The 20,113-nt window shown below is 32.8% G+C and carries 15 protein-coding genes; 6 read left to right on the plus strand and 9 right to left on the minus strand.

Features of this window, described 5'->3' with window-relative positions; all coding sequences use genetic code 11:
* Positions 1-4 precede the first annotated feature (4 nt).
* Together HM982_RS00420 and HM982_RS00425 are read right to left on the minus strand one after the other, a co-directional pair.
* A complete protein-coding gene (locus HM982_RS00420; protein WP_179351156.1) occupies positions 5-211 on the minus strand; it encodes a hypothetical protein in 207 nt (68 codons plus the stop codon).
* 13 nt (positions 212-224) lie between these two features.
* On the minus strand, positions 225-806 hold the full coding sequence (locus HM982_RS00425; protein ID WP_179351157.1) for a MarC family protein: 582 nt from the start codon (positions 804-806) through the stop codon (positions 225-227).
* Positions 807-1,062: 256 nt separating this feature from the next.
* Here HM982_RS00425 and HM982_RS00430 point away from each other — a divergent pair, with 256 nt between their 5' ends.
* Together HM982_RS00430 and HM982_RS00435 are read left to right on the plus strand one after the other, a co-directional pair.
* Positions 1,063-1,632 (plus strand): DUF3109 family protein, encoded by a 570-nt coding sequence (locus HM982_RS00430; RefSeq protein ID WP_179351158.1) that lies wholly within the window; start codon positions 1,063-1,065, stop codon positions 1,630-1,632.
* A 168-nt stretch (positions 1,633-1,800) separates the two neighbouring features.
* Positions 1,801-2,520: a DUF4412 domain-containing protein gene (locus HM982_RS00435; RefSeq protein WP_179351159.1), complete on the plus strand. Its 720-nt coding sequence runs from the start codon at positions 1,801-1,803 to the stop codon at positions 2,518-2,520.
* A 5-nt stretch (positions 2,521-2,525) separates the two neighbouring features.
* Here HM982_RS00435 and HM982_RS00440 read toward each other — a convergent pair whose 3' ends face one another.
* Positions 2,526-4,472 carry a tetratricopeptide repeat-containing sensor histidine kinase gene (locus tag HM982_RS00440; RefSeq protein WP_179351160.1) on the minus strand — a complete coding sequence of 649 codons (1,947 nt, stop codon included), beginning with the start codon at positions 4,470-4,472 and terminating at the stop codon, positions 2,526-2,528.
* Between the two features lie 3 nt (positions 4,473-4,475).
* Complete coding sequence (locus HM982_RS00445) at positions 4,476-5,210, minus strand: LytR/AlgR family response regulator transcription factor (protein ID WP_179351161.1); 735 nt, start codon at positions 5,208-5,210, stop codon at positions 4,476-4,478.
* 808 nt (positions 5,211-6,018) lie between these two features.
* Here HM982_RS00445 and HM982_RS00450 point away from each other — a divergent pair.
* Together HM982_RS00450 and HM982_RS00455 are read left to right on the plus strand one after the other, a co-directional pair.
* Positions 6,019-7,293: a ribonucleotide-diphosphate reductase subunit beta gene (locus HM982_RS00450; protein WP_179351162.1), complete on the plus strand. Its 1,275-nt coding sequence runs from the start codon at positions 6,019-6,021 to the stop codon at positions 7,291-7,293.
* Between the two features lie 30 nt (positions 7,294-7,323).
* On the plus strand, positions 7,324-9,108 hold the full coding sequence (locus HM982_RS00455; protein WP_179351163.1) for a ribonucleoside-diphosphate reductase subunit alpha: 1,785 nt from the start codon (positions 7,324-7,326) through the stop codon (positions 9,106-9,108).
* A 101-nt stretch (positions 9,109-9,209) separates the two neighbouring features.
* Here the strand turns inward: HM982_RS00455 and HM982_RS00460 are convergent, their stop codons facing one another.
* From HM982_RS00460 to HM982_RS00470, 3 genes are all read right to left on the minus strand, one after another.
* Complete coding sequence (locus tag HM982_RS00460) at positions 9,210-9,929, minus strand: DUF6503 family protein (protein WP_179351164.1); 720 nt, start codon at positions 9,927-9,929, stop codon at positions 9,210-9,212.
* Between the two features lie 112 nt (positions 9,930-10,041).
* Positions 10,042-10,893, minus strand: coding sequence for an OmpA/MotB family protein (locus tag HM982_RS00465; RefSeq protein ID WP_179351165.1), 852 nt, complete (start codon positions 10,891-10,893; stop codon positions 10,042-10,044).
* 240 nt (positions 10,894-11,133) lie between these two features.
* Positions 11,134-13,407, minus strand: coding sequence for an inorganic phosphate transporter (locus HM982_RS00470; protein ID WP_179351166.1), 2,274 nt, complete (start codon positions 13,405-13,407; stop codon positions 11,134-11,136).
* A gap of 533 nt (positions 13,408-13,940) precedes the next feature.
* Between HM982_RS00470 and HM982_RS00475 the strand changes: the two genes are divergently transcribed.
* Entirely contained in the window at positions 13,941-14,294 is a 354-nt protein-coding gene (locus HM982_RS00475) for a toxin-antitoxin system YwqK family antitoxin (RefSeq protein WP_179351167.1), read from the plus strand.
* A 77-nt stretch (positions 14,295-14,371) separates the two neighbouring features.
* Here HM982_RS00475 and HM982_RS00480 read toward each other — a convergent pair whose 3' ends face one another.
* Together HM982_RS00480 and HM982_RS00485 are read right to left on the minus strand one after the other, a co-directional pair.
* The gene (locus HM982_RS00480) at positions 14,372-17,197 is read right to left on the minus strand and encodes a TonB-dependent receptor (RefSeq protein WP_179351168.1); all 2,826 of its coding nucleotides are present in this window, start codon (positions 17,195-17,197) and stop codon (positions 14,372-14,374) included.
* A 73-nt stretch (positions 17,198-17,270) separates the two neighbouring features.
* Entirely contained in the window at positions 17,271-18,530 is a 1,260-nt protein-coding gene (locus HM982_RS00485) for a hypothetical protein (protein WP_218849743.1), read from the minus strand.
* 182 nt (positions 18,531-18,712) lie between these two features.
* On the opposite strand from HM982_RS00485, the gene HM982_RS00490 reads away from it, so the two are divergent.
* Complete coding sequence (locus HM982_RS00490; RefSeq protein WP_179351169.1) at positions 18,713-20,053, plus strand: deoxyguanosinetriphosphate triphosphohydrolase; 1,341 nt, start codon at positions 18,713-18,715, stop codon at positions 20,051-20,053.
* Positions 20,054-20,113 lie beyond the last annotated feature (60 nt).

Genomic DNA, 20,113 nt, shown 5'->3' on the forward strand with positions numbered 1-20,113 from the left:
TAGATTAGGCTCTATTTTTTTTAGAAAGCTTTTCAATCTTCTTAGAAATTCTAAGAATTTGCAATAGAATAAAAGCGCATAATGCAGTTATTATAGTAATTAATGCCGCTTGACTTTCGCCTTCAAAAAGCGCATTAAAATTCAGTTTAGTCGCATTAAATATAACTAGTGCTATTGCAATTACAGAGAGTATAAGCGTTAATATCTTCATGTTTAAATATGTATTATGCCAATAACTCTTTAATATTATGGGCAAATAGTTTTACAGCAATGGCTAACAAAATTACACCAAAAACTTTTCTTACAATCATAATGCCGTTAGCACCTATAATACGTTCAATTTTTGCTGAGGTCTTTAGAACAATAAAAATAACAATAACGTTACTAATAACTGCAACGATTATGTTTTCAATATCAAATTCTGCACGTAAAGATAATAAAGTTGTTAGAGTTCCTGGTCCTGCCATTAACGGAAATGCTAATGGAAACACAGAAGCGGTCATGGCATTGTGTTCTTCATCTTTATAAAGTGTGATGCCTAATACCATTTCTAAGGCGATAAAAAAGATAACAAAAGCACCAGCAACAGCAAACGAATTGACATCTACACCGATAAGGTTTAATAAACTTTTTCCGACAAACAGGAACACAATCATAATAATACCTGCTATGATTGATGCTTTTCCACTTTGTATATGGCCTACTTTTTTACGTAAGTCTATGATAATAGGAATATTTCCAATAATATCAATAACGGCAAAAAGGACCATAAAGGCTGTAAATATTTGTTTGAATTCGAGTTGCATTTTAGTGTAATTTTAAATCTTTAATAAATGGTTTTTTTTAACTATAAGTAATTGGTTTTTAAAAACTTATTAGCTAAATTTTTGTCATGGTTTTCAAATTTTTTGCAAAGGTGCGATAATATTATAGATATACAATACTAAATTAATGTTAAGTTTTTTTAACGCAGGTTAGGCTAATGTTTTGTAGGTTGTATTTTTAACTTTAAGTACTTGTTATTTTAGTTGCACTTCAAATTGAAACTCCTATTTTTGCACTATGTTTCAACTCGGAAAAACCATAGTCTCAGAAGACATTATAGAAAAGGATTTTATTTGTAACCTTTCAGCATGTAAAGGTGCTTGTTGCATTGATGGGGATGCTGGCGCGCCTTTAGATAAAGCAGAAGTTAAGATTCTAGAAGATATTTACCCTAAAGTTAAACCTTACCTTAGAAAAGAAGGTATTGCAGCTATAGAGCGCCAGGGGACTTCAATTACAACAGACTTCGACGATTTAGAAACACCATTAATTGATGGCGCCGATTGTGCTTATGTTATTTTTGATGATAAAAAAACGGCACTTTGTGGTATAGAAGAAGCTTATAATCAGGGTGAAATTGATTGGAAAAAACCGGTGTCTTGTCACTTATATCCTATTAGAGTGAAAGATTACACGGAATTTTCGGGTGTGAATTACGATAAATGGGAAATTTGCGATGATGCCTGTTCTCTAGGTAAAGAATTACAAGTACCCGTTTATAAATTTGTAAAAGAAGGCCTTATTAGAAAGTTTGGTGAAGATTGGTATGCTGAGTTGGAGAAGGTGGCTGAAAAAATGAATAGCTAAGCATTTATTTTAATTACGATATACTTTTTTAATACTTATAGGTTAAGGTTTTAAATTACATATCTACTTTCCGTTTATACATTATTAACCTCTACTTACACATTATCAGGTATATACTTTGGTTTAAAGTTTTATATTGAAAGAATTGTAAATCTAAAATTCTTTCATATGAAAACGTTAAGCGTCACAAAAAGCATTATAACACTGGTTTGTTGTTTGATGCTACAAACCACATTCGCACAATTCGGAAAAGCTAATAAAATAGAACTTCCCGAAACTTACAATTTTGATTATATCTACAAATTAAAAATGACGCATAAAAAAGGTGATATGACTATGGATTATTACCTTAAAAAAGACGCAAAATACTTTGGGTTTGACACTGCTGAAATGTCGAAAAGTTCTAAGGATACTAAAATGTTTTCGGTTATAGACGGTGAGCTAGAAGTTGTTGCTATGTTTATGGAGATGATGGGTAAGAAAATGGTGCAAAAAACAGCCATAAAAACTTCAGATTTTAACGCTGATGAGGAGGATATGTCTAGTTACGATGTTAAGCAAATAGCCTCTAAAACAATCAACGGTTATGAGTGTGAAGGATTTGTAAGTGAAAACGATAAGCATATAATCACCTTTTATATTACAGGTGATGTTGATGTAAGTTTTAATCAGGTATTTGGAAGTAGTAATGCTAAAAACCTTCCCAAAGGTTTTGATGCTGATTTAATGAAAAAATATGCAGAGAATGGTTTAATGATGGAAATGATTTATGAAGATAAAAAGAAATCCAAAAATAATATGACTATGTTATGTACAGGTTTAGAGCCCACTGATTTCTCTATTGATACTGGTGAATATCGTTCTATGCTAGGTGCTTTTGGTGGTTAAAACCGTTATTGTATATTAGTTTTGTTTGTTGGTATTTGTAAGGTAACCTTAGTTCCGCTGGGGGTTTCTCCATCATATAAATCTTCAATATCTAAGGTGTACGAATTAGGAAATGATTCTGAAAAGTTAGCCAAACGCGCTTTGGTAATTTTTATACCTACCGAGTTTCGATTAAGTCTTTTTCTTTCGTTAATTTTTCGTGAAGCAATTCTGCCAATACCATTGTCTATGATTTCAACGGTTATATAGCTGGGTGAATGTTTACTGACGTTTAAGTATATTTTTTTATTATCGGGTTTTGAAGATAAACCATGCCATAGCGAATTTTCTAAAAAAGGTTGAAGCACCATGGATGGTATTTTAGTGACTTCGGTGTTTATGGAAGGATCTACGGTAACAATAAACTCTATTTCATTAGAAAATCGAATGTTTTCGATATTCATATAAAGCTTCATGGTTTCTAGCTCCTCATTAAGTGATGTCTCTTTTTCTTGTGAAGCCATTAAAATTTTACGAATCAATTTTGAAAATTTATTGAGATAATAGACCGCATTCGTTTTATCATTATTAATAATGTAGAGTTTAATGGAGTTTAATGAATTGAAAATAAAATGCGGATTCATCTGGCTTCGTAACATATCTTGTTCTAAGGTTAGAATATGTTTGTCTCGCTTTAAAGCTTTTGTTCTATTAATAAGAAATAATGCCGTTCCTAAAATAAGCAGTAGTAAAGTGGTGTAGAGTAAAATATTTTTATTGCGTTCTAAACGTAAGCGAACAGCCTCATTTTCTATGGCTAAAGCTCTGATTTGATTGTTCTTGTTTTCATTTTCGTATTGAATAGCAATATCATTTACGTATTGCAGATTTTGCTCCGTTAAAATGGTGTTTTCTATTTCTACGGCTTCTTTGTAGTAGGCTAGAGCTTCTTCAAATTTGTTGTTGTTTTGGCTGAGTTCAGATAGTAATTTACTCGATTCTGCCACTGCTGATTTTAGATTATACGACTTGGCAATTTGGTATGCTTTTTCTAAATGCTCTTCGGCTATAGCGCATTGCTCCATTTCGAGCTCTAACTGTCCTAGATTAATATATGATGAGGTAATATAAAATTGATCCTCTAGTTCTAAAGCTTTTTCTAAAGCCACTTTAATGATAGGCGCTGCTTCTTTATAGTTTTTTTGTTTAAGATAGATGCCTCCAATACTGTTATAGCAAATCACTCTACCAATTTCAGAATCAATGCTGTTGTTATACTTTAGAGATAATTGATAGTTTGATAAAGCGATATCCAAATCTCCATTGGCTTCTTGTGCATAAGCTATATTATGATAATTTATAGCTAAGCCCAATTCGTTATTCAGCTCTTCTTCTAATTTAAGTGATTTGCTAAATTGTGAAATGGCTAAGTCGTACTGTTTTAAAGCTAAGTAAATATTACCTATACTGTTTTGGGAAACCGCAATACTGTGTTTTACTGTTTTTGAAGGATTGGTAACAGTGTAAGCAATTTTTAGAGCTTTGGTATGGTAATCTAGTGCTGGTTTTACAATATCCATACGTCTGTAAGCCACACCCAGCATATTAAGACTAATAATGTTAAGCTCCACGTTTTCTCCTTTTTTTGCGTAAGTGTTAGCTTCTTGGTGTAGTTTAATTGACGCATCATAATTAGAGATGTTTCTTTGTATTTCGCCTAAGGCATTTAGCGCATAACTAACACCTTCAAAATAGTAGCGGTCTTTAGAGGCGTTTTTTAAACGTTTCATTTTTAAACTGTCATGTTTAAACGCTTTAAAAACAGAATCAATTTTAAGATGTTGGTGTGGTTGGGTTTTTGTAATAAATTTTAGGGCATTATCAAATTTAGACTCTTGGGCAAAAGCACTAAAAGCAAAGCATAGAATAAAAATAAAAGCAGCAAGTGGTTTATGCTTTAGAAGATATTTCATTAACTATAATTTTTCTAAAAAGTCTGATTTTCGTTGTCTTGCCACAGGGATTTTTTGGCCACTGTCCATAACTACATAGCCTTCGTTTTTTATAAAGGCTTTAATTTTATTAAGATTTATAATGTATGAATTATGAATTCTAAAGAAATAATGTTCGGGCAATATGGCGTTGACCTCTTTTAGTTTTTTAGTGAGTACAATTTTTTTCTTGTTCTGTAAATATAGCGTACTATAATTTCCATCTGATTCGATGTATACAATGTCATCTACATCTAAAAAAAGTAATTTTCCGTCGGTGTTAAGGGTGATCTTTTTTTTGTCAAACTGAGAGTTAAAATTGGTTAGCATCCGTTCTAGTTTTTCAGAATTAACGGTTCGGTCGTTGTGCTTTTTAATTTTGGAAATACAATCTCTCATATCATCAGAATCTATAGGTTTTAATAAATAATCTATAGCTTCGTGTTTTAAGGCTTTTATGGCATATTCATCATAGGCAGTTGTTATGACTACTGCAAAATCGATGGTTTTTAATTGTTCTAAAAATTGAAAGCCACCAATAGTTGGCATTTGTACATCTAAAAATAAGCAATCTGGGGTGTGCTTGTCTAGGTATTCTAGAGCTTCGTCTGGGTTACTAAAAGATGCCATAACTTCTATTTCTTGGTTGAAGTTACTTAGTTCCCAAACTAAACTTTGGATGGCTTTTGGCTCATCATCTACAATTACGGCTTTTAACATCGTTATAAATTATTAATTATAAAGATATATAATAATGAGAGTTTTGTATATAAATATGTGTGTAATGCGTTATTTTATGTGTAGCATGTTAAAAAATAATCTTCAAAAATTAATTTTAGCCACTTATACATTTTTATTTACCAGTGATACATTAAAATTTAACGGAACGTAATTTATCTTGATATTTGACTAATGAATTTGACCAAAAAAATAAGCAATTGAGGGTTTGATTTTTGGTCGTTTATTAGTTATTACAAAAAATCAGAATGAACAAAAATTCTGACTTTTCATTATCAGTATTAATTTATAGTAAGTTTTTTGAAAATGCTTATTATTAATTTAAGTTAGTTATTAGGGAAAAAAAGAGCGTTATTATAACGCTCTTTTTTATGCCGCTATTTCAACCAAATTACTTTTGAGTAACCTTCAATGAAAACGCTTGGTGACCCATGATTTAATAAGATTAAACTTACATTTATAATTAAGTAGGTGTGTGTATAAGACTAACAAAATCAATCGATTATATTGTTTTTTGAAATTCTGTAGTTTTTCTATTCATAATTGAGTTTGTTAAAAACTTGTTGACAATGTTTATAAAATCCTCTTTCATTTTAAGTGACAAATGTCAATCTTTGCCTCGGGCAAAAAAATAGGTTTTCTAAATTTTTCATTTAGAAAAAAAATCTAAAAATACACGCCTCTTTATTCCTAGTTGGGGGAAAAATTAAAACAAATTTTACCGATTTACTATTAAGATTTTGAATGATGAAAATCGTTCTAATGACTTTTGGGCTTTAAATTAAAAATTATGGAGATTACGCAGATTATTAAAAGGGATTATGAAACAAGTCCGTTTGTTTTAAACAAAATTTCTAATGCCATTGAAAAAGCGATGCTTTCTGTTGGAAATGGTACAAAGGCAGATGCCAACACAATTTCGGTAAATGTTTTACAAACGTTATTGGATAGAAAAGGAAAAGATCATAACTATTTACCAACGGTAGAGGAGGTGCAAGATCTTGTTGAGGAGAAATTAATGGAGAGTGCTTTTCACGATGTAGCAAAAGCTTACATCTTATACCGAGATGAACAGGCCAGAAGTAGAAAAACAAATATTTTTGAAAAACGAATTAACCTAAAACCTTATGAGTATCCAGAGCTTAATGAGTATGTAGATGCTATTAGACATTCGTATTGGATCCATTCTGAATTTAACTTTACTAGTGATATTCAAGATTTCAAAACAAGACTGACTATTGTAGAGCAAAATGCCATTAAAAATACCATGCTTGCTATTTCTCAGATTGAGGTTGCTGTAAAATCATTTTGGGGAGACATCTACCACAAAATGCCAAAACCAGAAATAGGATCTGTTGGAGCAACATTTGCAGAAAGTGAAGTACGTCACCACGATGCATATTCACACTTATTAGAGATATTAGGTCTTAATAATGAGTTTAAAAACCTAAAGAAAAAGCCGGTAATAATGAGACGTGTTCATTATTTAGAAACCGCTTTAAAAAATGCTAAAAGTGAAGACAATAAAGAATATGCAGAGTCAATTTTATTGTTCTCTCTATTTATAGAGCATGTGTCTTTATTCTCTCAGTTCTTAATTATTATGGCATTCAACAAACATAAGAACATGTTAAAAGGAGTGTCTAATGTGGTTGAAGCAACGTCTAAAGAAGAACAAATTCATGGAGATTTTGGTATTGATATTATTAAAATCATCAAAAACGAAAACCCAACATGGTTTGATGCAGAACACAGCATTTTAGTACGCGAATTATGTACTGAAGCATTTGAATCTGAAAGTAAAATTATCGATTGGATTTTTGAAGCCGGTGAATTAGATTTTTTACCTAAAAACGTCATCAATGAATTTATAAAAAATAGATTTAACAATTCATTAGAAAGTATTGGCATCGAAAAAGTATTTGATGTAGACGAAAAATTATTAGAGCAAACCGATTGGTTTGATGACGAAATTATTGGAACAAAACACGGCGATTTCTTCGTTAAACGTTCTATAAACTATGCAAAGAGACAAAAAAGTGTCACCGGAGACGACTTATTTTAATACCACCTATTCTAAATTATACACGACCACATGAATCAAGACATCAAAGACAAAGTTATTCAAGAATCAACACAAGCATCTAGCCACGATGAATTAATTAAAGCTAGAAAAGAAGCTATTAAAGAAGCTAAATCAGAACCAGAAATAAAATGGTTAACAGAGCACAGTCGTCAATTTTTAGCCTCTGGTTACCTTACAGGAGATACAACTCCCGAAGAACGTATTAGAGAAATAGCTAACAATGCAGAAAAAATATTAGGTATCGAAGGTTTTGCCGATAAATTCTATGGCTATATGGCTGAAGGGTATTACTCATTAGCATCACCGGTTTGGTCAAACTTCGGTAAAAAACGTGGTTTGCCAATTAGTTGTTTTGGGTCGCATATTTCTGATGATATGGGAGATATTCTATATACACAGTCTGAAGTTGGTATGATGTCTAAATTAGGCGGTGGTACTTCGGGTTACTTTGGTAAATTAAGACATAGAGGTGCGCCAGTTAAAAACAATGGTGAATCTTCTGGTGCTGTTCATATTATGCAATTGTTTGAGAAAATGGTTGATGTGGTAAGCCAAGGGTCAGTGAGAAGAGGTCGTTTTTCTCCATATTTACCAATCGATCACCCAGATATTCATGAGTTTTTAGAAATAGGAACAGAAGGAAACCCTATTCAAGAGCTTACACATGGTGTCACTGTGGGTAACGATTGGATGCAAGAAATGATTGATGGCGACTCGGATAAGAGAGCTATTTGGGCAAAGGTATTGCAACGTAGAGGAGAGATAGGCTATCCTTATATTTTCTTTAGAGACAACGCAAATAACAATGCACCAGATGCATATAGAGATCAAAAACATGAGATTTTCGCTAGTAACTTATGTTCAGAAATTATGTTACCTACTAACGATCGTTGGTCTTTTGTTTGTGTATTATCGTCTATCAACTTATTACATTACGATAAGTGGAAAGATACCGATGCTGTAGAAACAATGGTATATTTCTTAGATGCCGTATTAGAAGAATTTATTACAAAATTAGAAGTTTATAGAGATTCTGATAGCCGTGACGATAGACATACATTTATGTTTATGGAGAAGGCTTATAACTTCGCAAAAGAAAATAGAGCATTAGGTTTAGGAGCTTTAGGATGGCATTCACTATTACAATCTAAAATGGTAGGTTTTGATAGTAAAGAGGCTTTTGATTTAAACAGTGAAATCTTTAAAACAATTAAAGATAAATCGGTAAAAGCATCAGAAGAATTAGCTAAGTTATTTGGTGAGCCAGAGGTGTTAAAAGGGTACGGAAGACGTAATACAACTTTAAATGCTGTGGCACCAACAACATCTTCAGCGTTTATTTTAGGACAAGTATCACAAGGTATTGAGCCAATTTGGTCTAATAGTTATGTAAAAGATATAGCAAAAATAAAAACGACCATTAAGAATCCTTATTTAGTAGCGCTTTTAGAAGAAAAAGGCATGAATACTAATGAGATTTGGAGAAGCATTAGAGATTACGATGGTTCAGTACAACATTTAGAAGGGCTTACCGAGCACGAAAAAGAGGTGTTTAAAACCTATTCTGAAATTGACCAAATGACGCTTATTTACCAAGCAGCAAACAGGCAAAACCACATTGACCAAGCGCAGTCTTTAAATATTATGGTGCATCCAGATATGCCTGTAAAAGACATTAACAAGATTTATGTGACCGCTTGGCAATTAGGTGTAAAATCATTGTACTACCAACACAGTATGAATGCAGCACAGAAGTTTAAGCAAAAGAAAGAATGTGCTAGTTGTGAAGGGTAATTAAACAAATTCCTGCGAAAGCAGGAATCTTATAAGGTAAAAGAATAAAAAAACATCTCAGAAATGGGATGTTTTTTTATGTTTTACATGTTTCAATTTTTTTATTCTTCCACCAAAGTATCCGTCCCCAAATATTTATCTGCTTTATTATAATACCAGGCTCTTACTTTAGGCATTTTAATACCGTTTACAAGCATTTCTTCAGATAATAAGATATACTCACCAGAGTCGGGTTTTATCTGGCCATTATTATCTGTTTTAAAGAATTGATAGATTTCCATGGCATAAGTCTTCGGATTAAAATAAAAGTACCATACATCGCTGCCTACAGCTTCGTCATAAGTTACTTTCAGTACTAAGTAGTCTTTGCCTTTAAAGGTTTTTTGTTCCACCTTATCACTAAGATTGGTACCAGCATCTTTAAGCTTCATAGGTAAGCCGTATAAATAAGAGTAATAGTTTTTATAGAGTGAGGCTCTATCGCAGCTCATTTGCTTTTCTTTTGCGCTGATGCTATCTAAAACAACACCATTATATGCCATGGTGCACTTTTGTTTTGTTAGTGTGTAAGCTGTAGTGATGCTGTCTTTAACTGCTGTAACACTAAAGTGTTCTTTAGGTAAATTTATCGTAATTGTACTGCTGCGTTTGGGTGCTTTTGGCATAGTCATTACAACGGTAAACGTACGGTTAAACTTTGCCCATTTACCATCGGGGTCGTGGTAGTTAATGGTTTTTTCTAATAGTGCTTCTGGGCTTATATGCTGACCAAAACTTAGCGATGTAAATACTAAGCTGAGGCTGAGAAGTAATAATTTCATGACTTTTATTTTGGCTTCAAATTACAAATTAATACAACAAAAAAAAGCACCCAATACCGAATTGTTCCGGAAGGATGCTTTTTTATATATACCCATAAATAGGCTAATGGACTTATTCTGCTTCCATTAAAGCAAAGAATTTATCAATGTTTGGCATTAAAATAATTCGCGTTCTTCTGTTTTTAGCACGGTTTTCTCTTGAATCATTTTCAACCAAAGGTTGGTAGCTACTACGACCCGATGCAATTAATTGCTCTGGTGCTACATTAAATTGGTTTTGTAATTTCTTAACCACTGAAGTTGCACGTAATACACTTAATTCCCAGTTGTCTGATACTTTTGCCGTGTTAATAGATCTAGAATCTGTGTGACCTTCAACCATAACATCTAAACTTGGCTCTGAATTAATAACATCAGCTAATTTCTTTAAGATTTTATCAGCCTTACTTCCAACTCTGTAACTTGCTGTGTTAAATAACATATCGTCAGCAATAGAAATCATGACCACAGTTTCGTTAATGTCTACAACAATTTCTTCGTCTTCTTCCAAATCGCTAGTGTCCATTGCTTTGCTTAAGTTGTATTGTACCGCAATGTTCATAGAATCTTTTAGCGTTTTTGCTCCAGCTAATTTTTCTGGATCTACGTTTTGTAGCGTAGCACGCATTTTTTCTTTGCTTGCTCCTGATGCTACTGTACCATCTTCAGAGACTTGAAATTTAGCTTTGTTGTCTAAAGTTAGGCCTTCAACATCGTCATTTAAAGATTGTATTTTAGTGTTATATTGATCAACACGCGCTTCAATAATGGCGAACTTAGTTTCTAATTCTTCTTTTTCAACTTTAGTTTTGGTGAGTTCACTTTTAATTTCGCCATTTTCTTGTTCCAAGGCAAGGTATTTCTTTTTTGAAACACAAGCGGTCATTAAAATTGTTGTGACTAGTAGGATTGAAATTTTCTTCATATTACAAATTTTAGTTAATATCATTTTAAAGTTATATATACGATAAAAGGTCGTTTTTGGATGTTGAAAAGTAAAAAAAATCTCAGAGATTACCATTTATAATGAATTATTAATTTATAGTAGTCTGAATTTGTTGCGCTTGTATGGGCTCTAATTTTTGTGTTAGGTTTAAAAAAATAAAAAGCTTCAAACCTTATTACAGTTTGAAGCTCTATTGCCTTTTTATTTTAGAGGTTAGTTCTAGTTTTCATCCTCATTATTAATGGTAGCAGGTTCTACAGTGCTATCATGAGAATTATAATATTCTTCAAGAAGATTCATTAAAGCGTTTAATAAATCTTTAGTTTCAAGTAGTAAACTAAAATAAAGTGTTGTGTTTTTTGGACTCGATTCTTCAGTACGTGTACGTTCAACTTGTTTTTGGATTTTTTCTTTCAACAAGCTATAAACTTCAGTTTTTTCTGTTAAAACAGCACCGATTTTTTCAAAAGAACGCGATTCAAATGCATTTTTAGTGGTTTCAAATAAAGCTTCAATTCGTATATCGATATCTTTAAGTTCTTTAATCTGGCTGAACTTTAATTTCTTATGATTATTATTAATGTGCTTATGGCTAACTTTAGATATATATTCTAAAGATTGTGCCATATCTTGTAAATAACCTAGTATATTGATGTAGAAATTACTGGCTTCAAGACTCGGTTCTTCAAGGTTCTTTATAAAATAGAAGACGTTATCTCTAAGGTCGTCTATTTCGTCAGATAGTTTCGTAATTTGTTTTTTATTCTTTTTTAATAATTTTAAATCTTGAACAGCTAAACCATTAATTGCAGATGAGTAAATTTTATTACCTCGCTTAATTACACTTGCTATATTAGAAGCACTTTCATGAATTACACCTTGGGTAGAACTACTTTCAGCTTTCTCTAATTGATCTTCTTCTTTTTGTGTTTTAGAACTTTTACGATGCGAAATAAAGCTTCGTATTAGTAATAATATCGCTAAAACTAATAAGCCTACTAAAGCATAACCTTCACCATGAAATAGTATAAAAGCCATAATTGCAGCCGCTACAAAAGCAATAAATGCCGTAAAGAACCAGCCGCCAATAACGTTCAGTACACCAGCAACTCTATAAACCGCACTTTCACTACCCCAAGCTCTATCGGCTAAAGAGGTTCCCATGGCAACCATAAAGGTAACATAGGTTGTAGATAGTGGTAATTTCATAGAAGTTGCTATTGAAATTAATACACTTGCTACCATTAAGTTTACAGCTGCTCTCACTAAATCGAACGCAGGCATATCATGTTCCTTTGTTATCAGTTTAGGTTTTGTAAATTGATTGTCTGACCAATTTTTATAAGATTTTGGAAGTACATAATTAAGACTATCAGAAAGCCCTATGGAATATCTCACTATACTTCGTGATAAAAAGTTAGGCTCAAAGCGTTCTTTTATATCATCTTGTCTAGATAAATCAACTGATGTTTTTACAACCGATTTAGCTTTGCTCGAAAACCAAAGGGTCAATACCATAATAAGCCCTGCGATAAGTAGTAAAATAGGCTGAGTTCTTACGGGTTGCTCTAATGCTGTCATTGCATATTCTGTAGGTAGAGCACCGCTTATAGACCAAGCCTCGTAAGAGTTGTAAGCTGCTATTGGTACACCTATAAAGTTTACTAAGTCGTTACCAGCAAAAGCGACAGCAAGTGCAAATGTTCCAATAACGATGATAATGGTATAGATATTAGTCTTAAAGAAATGAATTACTAAATACGATACAAGTGTTAAGACTATAAAGCTAATACTAATTAGAGCAAGCGGGTTAGCCGATATTAAGTTAGCAAATTCGGCGCTCATAAAGCTGGCATTCTTTACGCCCTTAATTAAGATAAAATATAAAATTGAAGTATTTGCCACACCACTAAATACAGCGCCATACCAAGACGGCTTTTCTTGAAACTTAAACGTTAGAAGTAACCTTGAGACGTATTGAATAATCGCCCCTACAGTAAATGCAATGGCGACGGATAGCAAAATTCCTAGGATTATCATAATAGCTTGGCTATTATTAATATATAGAGCTAGATCGGCAATGTTTTGGCTACTGTCACCATAAATCTTTATTAAAGCTACAGCTACGGATGCTCCTAAAAGTTCAAATACAATAGATACTGTAGTTGATGTAGGCATGCCCAATGTATTAAAGAAATCGAGGAGGAGGATATCAGTGAGCATCACAGCCATAAAGATGACCATAATTTCATTAAACATAAATTCACCGGGGTTAAAAATCCCTTTTCGGGCTACTTCCATCATACCGCTTGAGGTCATTGCACCAACGGCAACGCCTATACCGGCAACCAGCATTATTGTTTTAAATGAAACTGCCTTAGATCCTATGGCGGAATTTAAGAAGTTTACGGCATCATTACTTACTCCAACTACTAAGTCTGCTACGGCTAAAAATGCTAAAGCAGCCAGCATATAGACATAAAGGTTTTCCATTAAAAATGAATCATAAAAATTGAATGCAAAGTACCTTTTTTATTTCCAAGATAATGTTATCTAAATGTTATTATTAAAAGTGTTTATACCTGTGTTTAAATGGATTTAAGCCATATGCATAATTGCTTTTAAAACAACATATAACACGTTTTAGACACGATTTTATAAATTTCAATTGTTTTCACTATCTGTAAAAATTATGGTTTTATTTCGATTTGCTATCGTGTTAAATTGGCTATTTATTTAAGGTTGTAAATGTTAAGTTTACATAGTATCCTATTTTAAGGGTTTTTGTTTCAAGAATATTAGAAGTAATTATATCAGTCAATCCCTTTGTGTATAAGGGGTTAATGAGTTTAATCTATTTACTTTCTTTTAATGTATTTTGTTATATAAACTTTGTATCAAGTGTTAAGGTGTTGAAAATAAGCTAATTAGGATTCTAATGTTAACTCAATGTTATGTAAGTGTTGTTTAAATGTAAAATATATGTTATCTTCGTAAAGTAAATATTAACTAAAACCCAAATAGATATGAAAAAGATAGTAATGATATTAGTGATGTTGTGTGTAGGGTTTTCTTACGCTCAAACTGTTCAACCGAAATTAGAAAAGAAAGGTGATTTAACTATAGCGACCTATTATCATGATAATGGCGAAGTAGCACAAAAAGGTACTTTTAATGCCGATGGTAAATTACAAGGGGAATGGACGAGTTATGATGTTGAAGGCAATAAATTAGCCTCTGCAACTTATGATGCCGGTAAAAAAGTTGGTAAATGGTTCTTCTGGGAAGGTAATTCTTTAAAAGAAGTAGACTACGAAAACAATAGCATTGTTAGCGTTGTAGAATGGTCTAATGATAGAACATTAGTTTTTAGAGATTAAGGAAAATTTCTTAATAATAAAAGAGGTCGTCTATATATTATTTAGACGACCTCTTTTTGTATGTAGTAACTTTTTTGTTACAAGTTCATACTATACCCTAGGCTAAAAGTAGTTCCTGGATTTCTTGATGAAAAGTCAGCTTTGATATCTCCATAAGATTCATACTGGCTTAATCTGTCGTCGTTTAGAATATTATCTACTTTAACACTTATTTTAGAGCGGTTATCTTTACCAAAGCTCTTAGATAGATTAAAATTTAAACTGTTGAAAGATTGTGTGTATACATCAGGATTCTGACCAAAACCAACAACCTCTAACGTTTTTCCTTGAACATTGTAAAAAAGTCCTGTTTCAAAACCAGTGTCTGTATTATTGTAGTTAAGTCCAACGTTTACTAAATATGGGGATTGTCCTTGTAGTTCACGCGTGTCATCAATAGTCTCTCCATCTCTAGCAAATTGTTGTCTAGACTCATACTCTTGTCCTTCGCCTTTGGCCATTTCGATTTCAGATTGAATAATAGATACATTGACGTTTAAACTTAAGTCAGCTAAAGTTTCGGAAATAAAATTGAAGTTTTTACGCCCTTCAAACTCTAAACCTAATACTTGCGCTTCTTGCGAGTTTCTTGGTGTAAATTGGTTAGGTGCTACAAATGAATACGCTACTAATTCAATAGGGTCTTTAAATCTTTTGTAAAAGGCGCTTACAGCAAACATCTGAGCCTTTTCGCCAAAGAACTCATATCTTGCATCAAAGTTGTTAATGTAAGACGGTTGCAAGTCTATATTACCTAAAAAGATTATTCCAGTTAATAAATCTGAAATTTGAACAACTGAAGACTCTTTAAAACTAGGTCTTGCTACAGTACGGAAATACGATAAACGAATATTAGATTTTTCGTTAGCTTCATATATGAAGTTTGCTGATGGAAATAAATCAAATTCTTCAATAGTCTGTTCGTTGTCGTAAACATCAGAACCAGAATTGTTTTGTCCTGTAAAAAAGGTTGTAAAGTATTCTGCTCTTACGCCAACGATAGATTTTAGTTTATCTGTTAGCTTAAATTCGTTAGAAACATAAGCTGCTGCTGTGTTTTGTGTAGATTCATAAGAGTTTGCAGGCTCAAAGTTACCACGAATGTAAGAACCTGAATTAGTTTCAGCTGTCCAAACATTACTAGGATCTAAAATAGCATCTGGATCTCCATTAAAACTAGAGGTAATTACATCTCTAAAAGCTACTTCATATTTATAGATGTCGTAATTACGTTGTTTGTAGCTTGCTAATGCACCAAATTTAAGCGCTGCTTGGTTATCAAATAAATCATATTTTTTAGTGAAATCTACTTTTCCTGTGGCATTGAATTCTTCTAAATCTCTCCATAAACGTTGTGGGAAACCAGCATCAGAACTAATGTTAGTTGTGCCATCATTGTTTAAAATAAAAGTGGTTAATCTTACATCTTTATCATAAACACGGCTAAAGCTTGGTGATAATTTCCATTCGGTTATGAAATCATTTTCTATGTCGTTATGTTGGCCTCCAATTAAAAAGTTGGTTAATGACCGTTGGGTATATTCTAAGTTATCTTTGTCAACCGATATAGAATTAGATATTTGAGTTAATTGATTAAATAAGGCTGCTCTACTTTCGCCACTTTGTATATGTAATACATTAAAGTTGTATTTAGAATTATCTGTTTTATAAGATAAACCAGCAAGTCCACTTAAAAGAACATTGTTTTCTCCTAAATCACCTATTTGTCGTCTATCAAATCGTAAGGTGTTTACACTACGATCTTCATCTTTTTGATACACTCCATTTTCGAAACCTTCGTAAAAAAGTGTTTCATTTTTGTAATTTATTGAGGCAATTACACCTAAACGATTTTCACCAACATCAAATTGGTTACCATAGTTAAATCCAAAGCTTAAATTAGGGGCGCTACTTTGGCGCTCTGCAGCTAAAGTACTATTAAATGAACGTGTGATGCCTTCTAAAGTAGAGTTATCAGCTGATGCCGGATTTGGAACTGTGGTTGTCGGTGACACTGGTAAATCTCTATTGCCATTATCAAAGCCAAGAAAGTCTGTTCCGCTACCTTCGTAAGTTACGTAGTTAGAGTTAAATGTCATATCTGGATTGTAGCTACTCGACACCGAAAAACTCATTGCTTTTTTTGAAGGGAAATCTTTTGTAATTATGTCTACCACACCACCTGTAAAATCAGCAGGTAAATCAGCAGATCCAGATTTAATTACAATAATGTTTTCTAAAATATTTGTTGGGAAAACATCCATTTGCACGGTGTTTTTGTCTGGATCAAGTCCTGGGATATCCATACCGTTTAAAATAGACTTGGTATAACGATCACCTAATCCTCTTACGTATACAAATTTACCGCCTTGTACAGAAACACCAGGCACACTTTTTATTGCAGAAGCGATATCACTTGCTCCAGCTTTCTTTATGCTTTCAATAGAAAGACCATCAAGTAAAACCGCAGAATTTCGTTGAAGATTTAGAACGGATTCTTCGGTGTTTCTTCGTGCTGATGTTGTTATCACTACTTCGCTTAAAGTTGATGAAGAAGGGTTTAAGGTTACATTGAGTTCTAATACATTATTAGCCTCAATTTTTACATCTGTTATAGCTTTTGTTTCATAACCAACAAATGAATAGACCAAGGTATATGTCCCTTCATCTAATGTTAATTTATATTCACCATCAAAATCTGTGGTGGTTCCAGTTGCTGTATTTTGAACGACAACGTTAGCAAAAGGGAGTGCATCATTAAACTCACCGTCAAAAATTTTACCTGTTACAGTTCCGGTTTGTTGTGCGGATAAGAAAGAAAATGATAATAAGATTGCCGAAAAAAGCGATAAGGATTTAATCATTTTAATATGATTTTAAAATATAGAAAATGTCCGGAAGTAATTTCCGGACATTTTAAGATTTATGTTTGTTAATTTAGAATGCGCCTTGAGAAGCAGCAAAAGTCCAACCAAATACAGTTGAATTTGCTCCAGCAGTTGTCGCAGCTGAAGCACTTTCAATGCTAGTTGCGTTAAACTTAGCTTCGTTTACTACTTCTATAACTTCTTCACCTTCCTCTTCATTAACACTTAAAAGGTCAGAAACAGCAGCTATACCAGAAGGTAAAACAATTTCCCAGTTTGTAAATACTAATTCATCATTGTTTAGTTCTATAACCGATTGGTCATCATCAAAGTTTACTGTAGATCCAGAACCAAAGTTATAAACTAATACATTTTCTAAGTTTGCAATTAAGCCATCTCTACAATCTGCAATTTTGCTATTTGTAGTAGCATCACCAATTAAAGTAATATTACTCATTGTATATCCGTTTGATGTTGCAGCAGATCCTTCAGGACCATCTAATTCTAATGCGCTACCAGATTCAGCACCTTGAATAACAATAGCATTAGTTACAGAACCAGACCAAGCTTGATCAGCATCTAAACCATCATCACCATTACCCCAAGTAATTAAGTTTGTAGCGTTAACTGTTCCACCGAACCACTCAAAACCGTCATCTTGGTTAAAGATTACTTCAACGTGATCTATTGTAGTACCATTACCAACACCACCCATTGTAACACCGTTGATTTCATTGTCAGCTCCGATAGTAATACCACCGTGTCTTACAGAAATATATTTGTAAGTACCAGAGTTATCACTAACATCTGTACCTCCATACTGACCGTAAGGCTCAGTTGCAGGAATACCTTCAATTTGTGCAGTTTCAACATCTCCAGAAACTGATATAGGAGCACGACCTAAGATGATTAAACCACCCCAAAGACCAACATCATTTTGATCTAAGTTTGTTCCAGAAGTTTGACCAACTTCAATGTTATCTAATACAGATGTCATTATAATTGGATTACTTGCTGTCCCGTTAGCAATAATTTTACCTCCTTGATCCACAACTAAAGCAGAAGCTAAAGATTCTTGTCCTTCACCACCTTTTATAATTGTACCAGCTTCAATAGTTAATGTTACATCTTCATCTACTACCACTTTACCGTCTAATTCATAAATGTTGTCAGATGTCCATGTTTCATCAGCTGTTAAGATACCTGATTTTACAATGTTTTCGTTTTCTTCACCACCACCATCATCAGTACTGTTATCATCATCACTGCTGCAACTAAATGCAAATAACGAAAGTGTAAGTAATAAAAATAAGTTTTTAATTGTTTTCATTTTTTTTTCTTTTTGTTCATTTAAAATTATGCTGCAAAGTAAAAGCTAAAGCCTAAAATGTTTGTTAAGTCACAGTTAAGCCTTGGTAACAATAAGGTTATCTTAGTGTGTATATTTTACCTTTCTCTAAACATTTAATTAACATTGAAAATGCTATCTTGCTCGCTTTAATTACTTATGCTATGAACTGGGAACAACTACTATCCTTAAAACGTTTTGGAGATACTAATAAACGCTTACGAAAAGAACAAGATGAAACACGTTTAGGGTTTGAGGTTGATTATGATCGTATTATATTTTCTTCGGAATTTAGAGGGCTTCAAGATAAAACACAAGTCGTACCTTTGTCTAAGACAGACTTTGTGCATACAAGATTAACCCATAGTTTAGAGGTTAGTGTTGTTGGACGTTCTTTAGGTCGAAAAGTAGGACAGTTATTGTTGAAAAAACATCCACACTTAGAAAATGTTCATGGTTATAAAATGAATGATTTTGGTGCTATTGTTGCCGCTGCTGCTTTAGCACACGATATTGGAAATCCCCCATTCGGACATTCTGGTGAAAAAGCCATAGGCGCTTATTTTAAAGAAGGCGAAGGTGCACAATTTAAAACACAGCTTACCGATAAAGAATATCAAGACTTATGTGATTTTGAAGGTAATGCCAATGGTTTTAAAATCTTAACCGAAAGTAGAGCAGGGAGAGCAGGAGGCCTAAGATTAAGCTACGCAACTTTAGGCGCTTTTACTAAATATCCTAAAGAATCACTACCCAAAAAACCAACCAAACATATTGTAGATAAGAAATATGGCTTTTTTCAGAGTGAAAAACAGATGTTTGAAGCCATTGCTTCAGAATTAGGTTTGATAAAAAGACATCAAGATTATTTAAGCTACCAAAGACACCCTTTAGCGTATTTGGTAGAAGCTGCCGATGATATTTGTTATACTATTATCGATTTTGAAGACGGTATTAATTTAGGGTTAATTGATGAAGAGTATGCGCTAGAATACTTAATCAATTTGGTAAGAGGAAAAATTAAAACTGAAAACTACCATACTTTAAAAACAACAGAAGATCGCATAAGTTATTTACGTGCCTTAGCGATAGGAACTTTAATTGATGAAGCAGCGGCATTATTTATGACCCATGAAGAAGCGATATTAGCTGGTACGTTTGAAACGGGTTTATTAGATGTGAGTCAGTATAAAGCACAGATTAAAGATATTATTAATATTAGTATTAAAAATGTTTACCAATCTAAAGAGGTCATTAACAAGGAAATTGCAGGCTACGAAATTTTGAATCAATTGTTAAGGTCATTTGCTAAAATGGCGAATCATTATTTTGAAGATAATCTCAATAGTTATGATAAATTATTATTAAATAGTCTTCCTCAAACTGTACAACTTGGTAAGGACTCGTTGTATGATAACTTGTTAGCTGTTTGTCTGTATATTTCAAAATTATCAGACACTAACGCGATGTTAATGCATAAAAAAATACAAGGCCAAATATTTTAATATTGCATTTCGTCGAATAAATTTGTTTTTTAACGGTATTTGTTTTTAATTTACTAGTGT

The organism is Winogradskyella vidalii, assembly GCF_013403955.1.
GTDB lineage: Bacteria > Bacteroidota > Bacteroidia > Flavobacteriales > Flavobacteriaceae > Winogradskyella > Winogradskyella vidalii.

Bases quoted from the DNA above. Each gene is read 5' to 3' on its own strand.
- HM982_RS00490 (WP_179351169.1), top strand. From the start codon at position 18,713: ATGAACTGGGAACAACTACTATCCTTAAAACGTTTTGGAGATACTAAT.
- HM982_RS00420 (WP_179351156.1), bottom strand. From the start codon at position 211: ATGAAGATATTAACGCTTATACTCTCTGTAATTGCAATAGCACTAGTT.
- HM982_RS00460 (WP_179351164.1), bottom strand. From the start codon at position 9,929: ATGAAATTATTACTTCTCAGCCTCAGCTTAGTATTTACATCGCTAAGT.
- HM982_RS00445 (WP_179351161.1), bottom strand. From the start codon at position 5,210: ATGTTAAAAGCCGTAATTGTAGATGATGAGCCAAAAGCCATCCAAAGT.
- HM982_RS00440 (WP_179351160.1), bottom strand. From the start codon at position 4,472: ATGAAATATCTTCTAAAGCATAAACCACTTGCTGCTTTTATTTTTATT.
- HM982_RS00485 (WP_218849743.1), bottom strand. From the start codon at position 18,530: ATGAAAACAATTAAAAACTTATTTTTATTACTTACACTTTCGTTATTT.
- HM982_RS00435 (WP_179351159.1), top strand. From the start codon at position 1,801: ATGAAAACGTTAAGCGTCACAAAAAGCATTATAACACTGGTTTGTTGT.
- HM982_RS00475 (WP_179351167.1), top strand. From the start codon at position 13,941: ATGAAAAAGATAGTAATGATATTAGTGATGTTGTGTGTAGGGTTTTCT.
- HM982_RS00470 (WP_179351166.1), bottom strand. From the start codon at position 13,407: ATGGAAAACCTTTATGTCTATATGCTGGCTGCTTTAGCATTTTTAGCC.
- HM982_RS00430 (WP_179351158.1), top strand. From the start codon at position 1,063: ATGTTTCAACTCGGAAAAACCATAGTCTCAGAAGACATTATAGAAAAG.
- HM982_RS00480 (WP_179351168.1), bottom strand. From the start codon at position 17,197: ATGATTAAATCCTTATCGCTTTTTTCGGCAATCTTATTATCATTTTCT.
- HM982_RS00425 (WP_179351157.1), bottom strand. From the start codon at position 806: ATGCAACTCGAATTCAAACAAATATTTACAGCCTTTATGGTCCTTTTT.
- HM982_RS00450 (WP_179351162.1), top strand. From the start codon at position 6,019: ATGGAGATTACGCAGATTATTAAAAGGGATTATGAAACAAGTCCGTTT.
- HM982_RS00455 (WP_179351163.1), top strand. From the start codon at position 7,324: ATGAATCAAGACATCAAAGACAAAGTTATTCAAGAATCAACACAAGCA.
- HM982_RS00465 (WP_179351165.1), bottom strand. From the start codon at position 10,893: ATGAAGAAAATTTCAATCCTACTAGTCACAACAATTTTAATGACCGCT.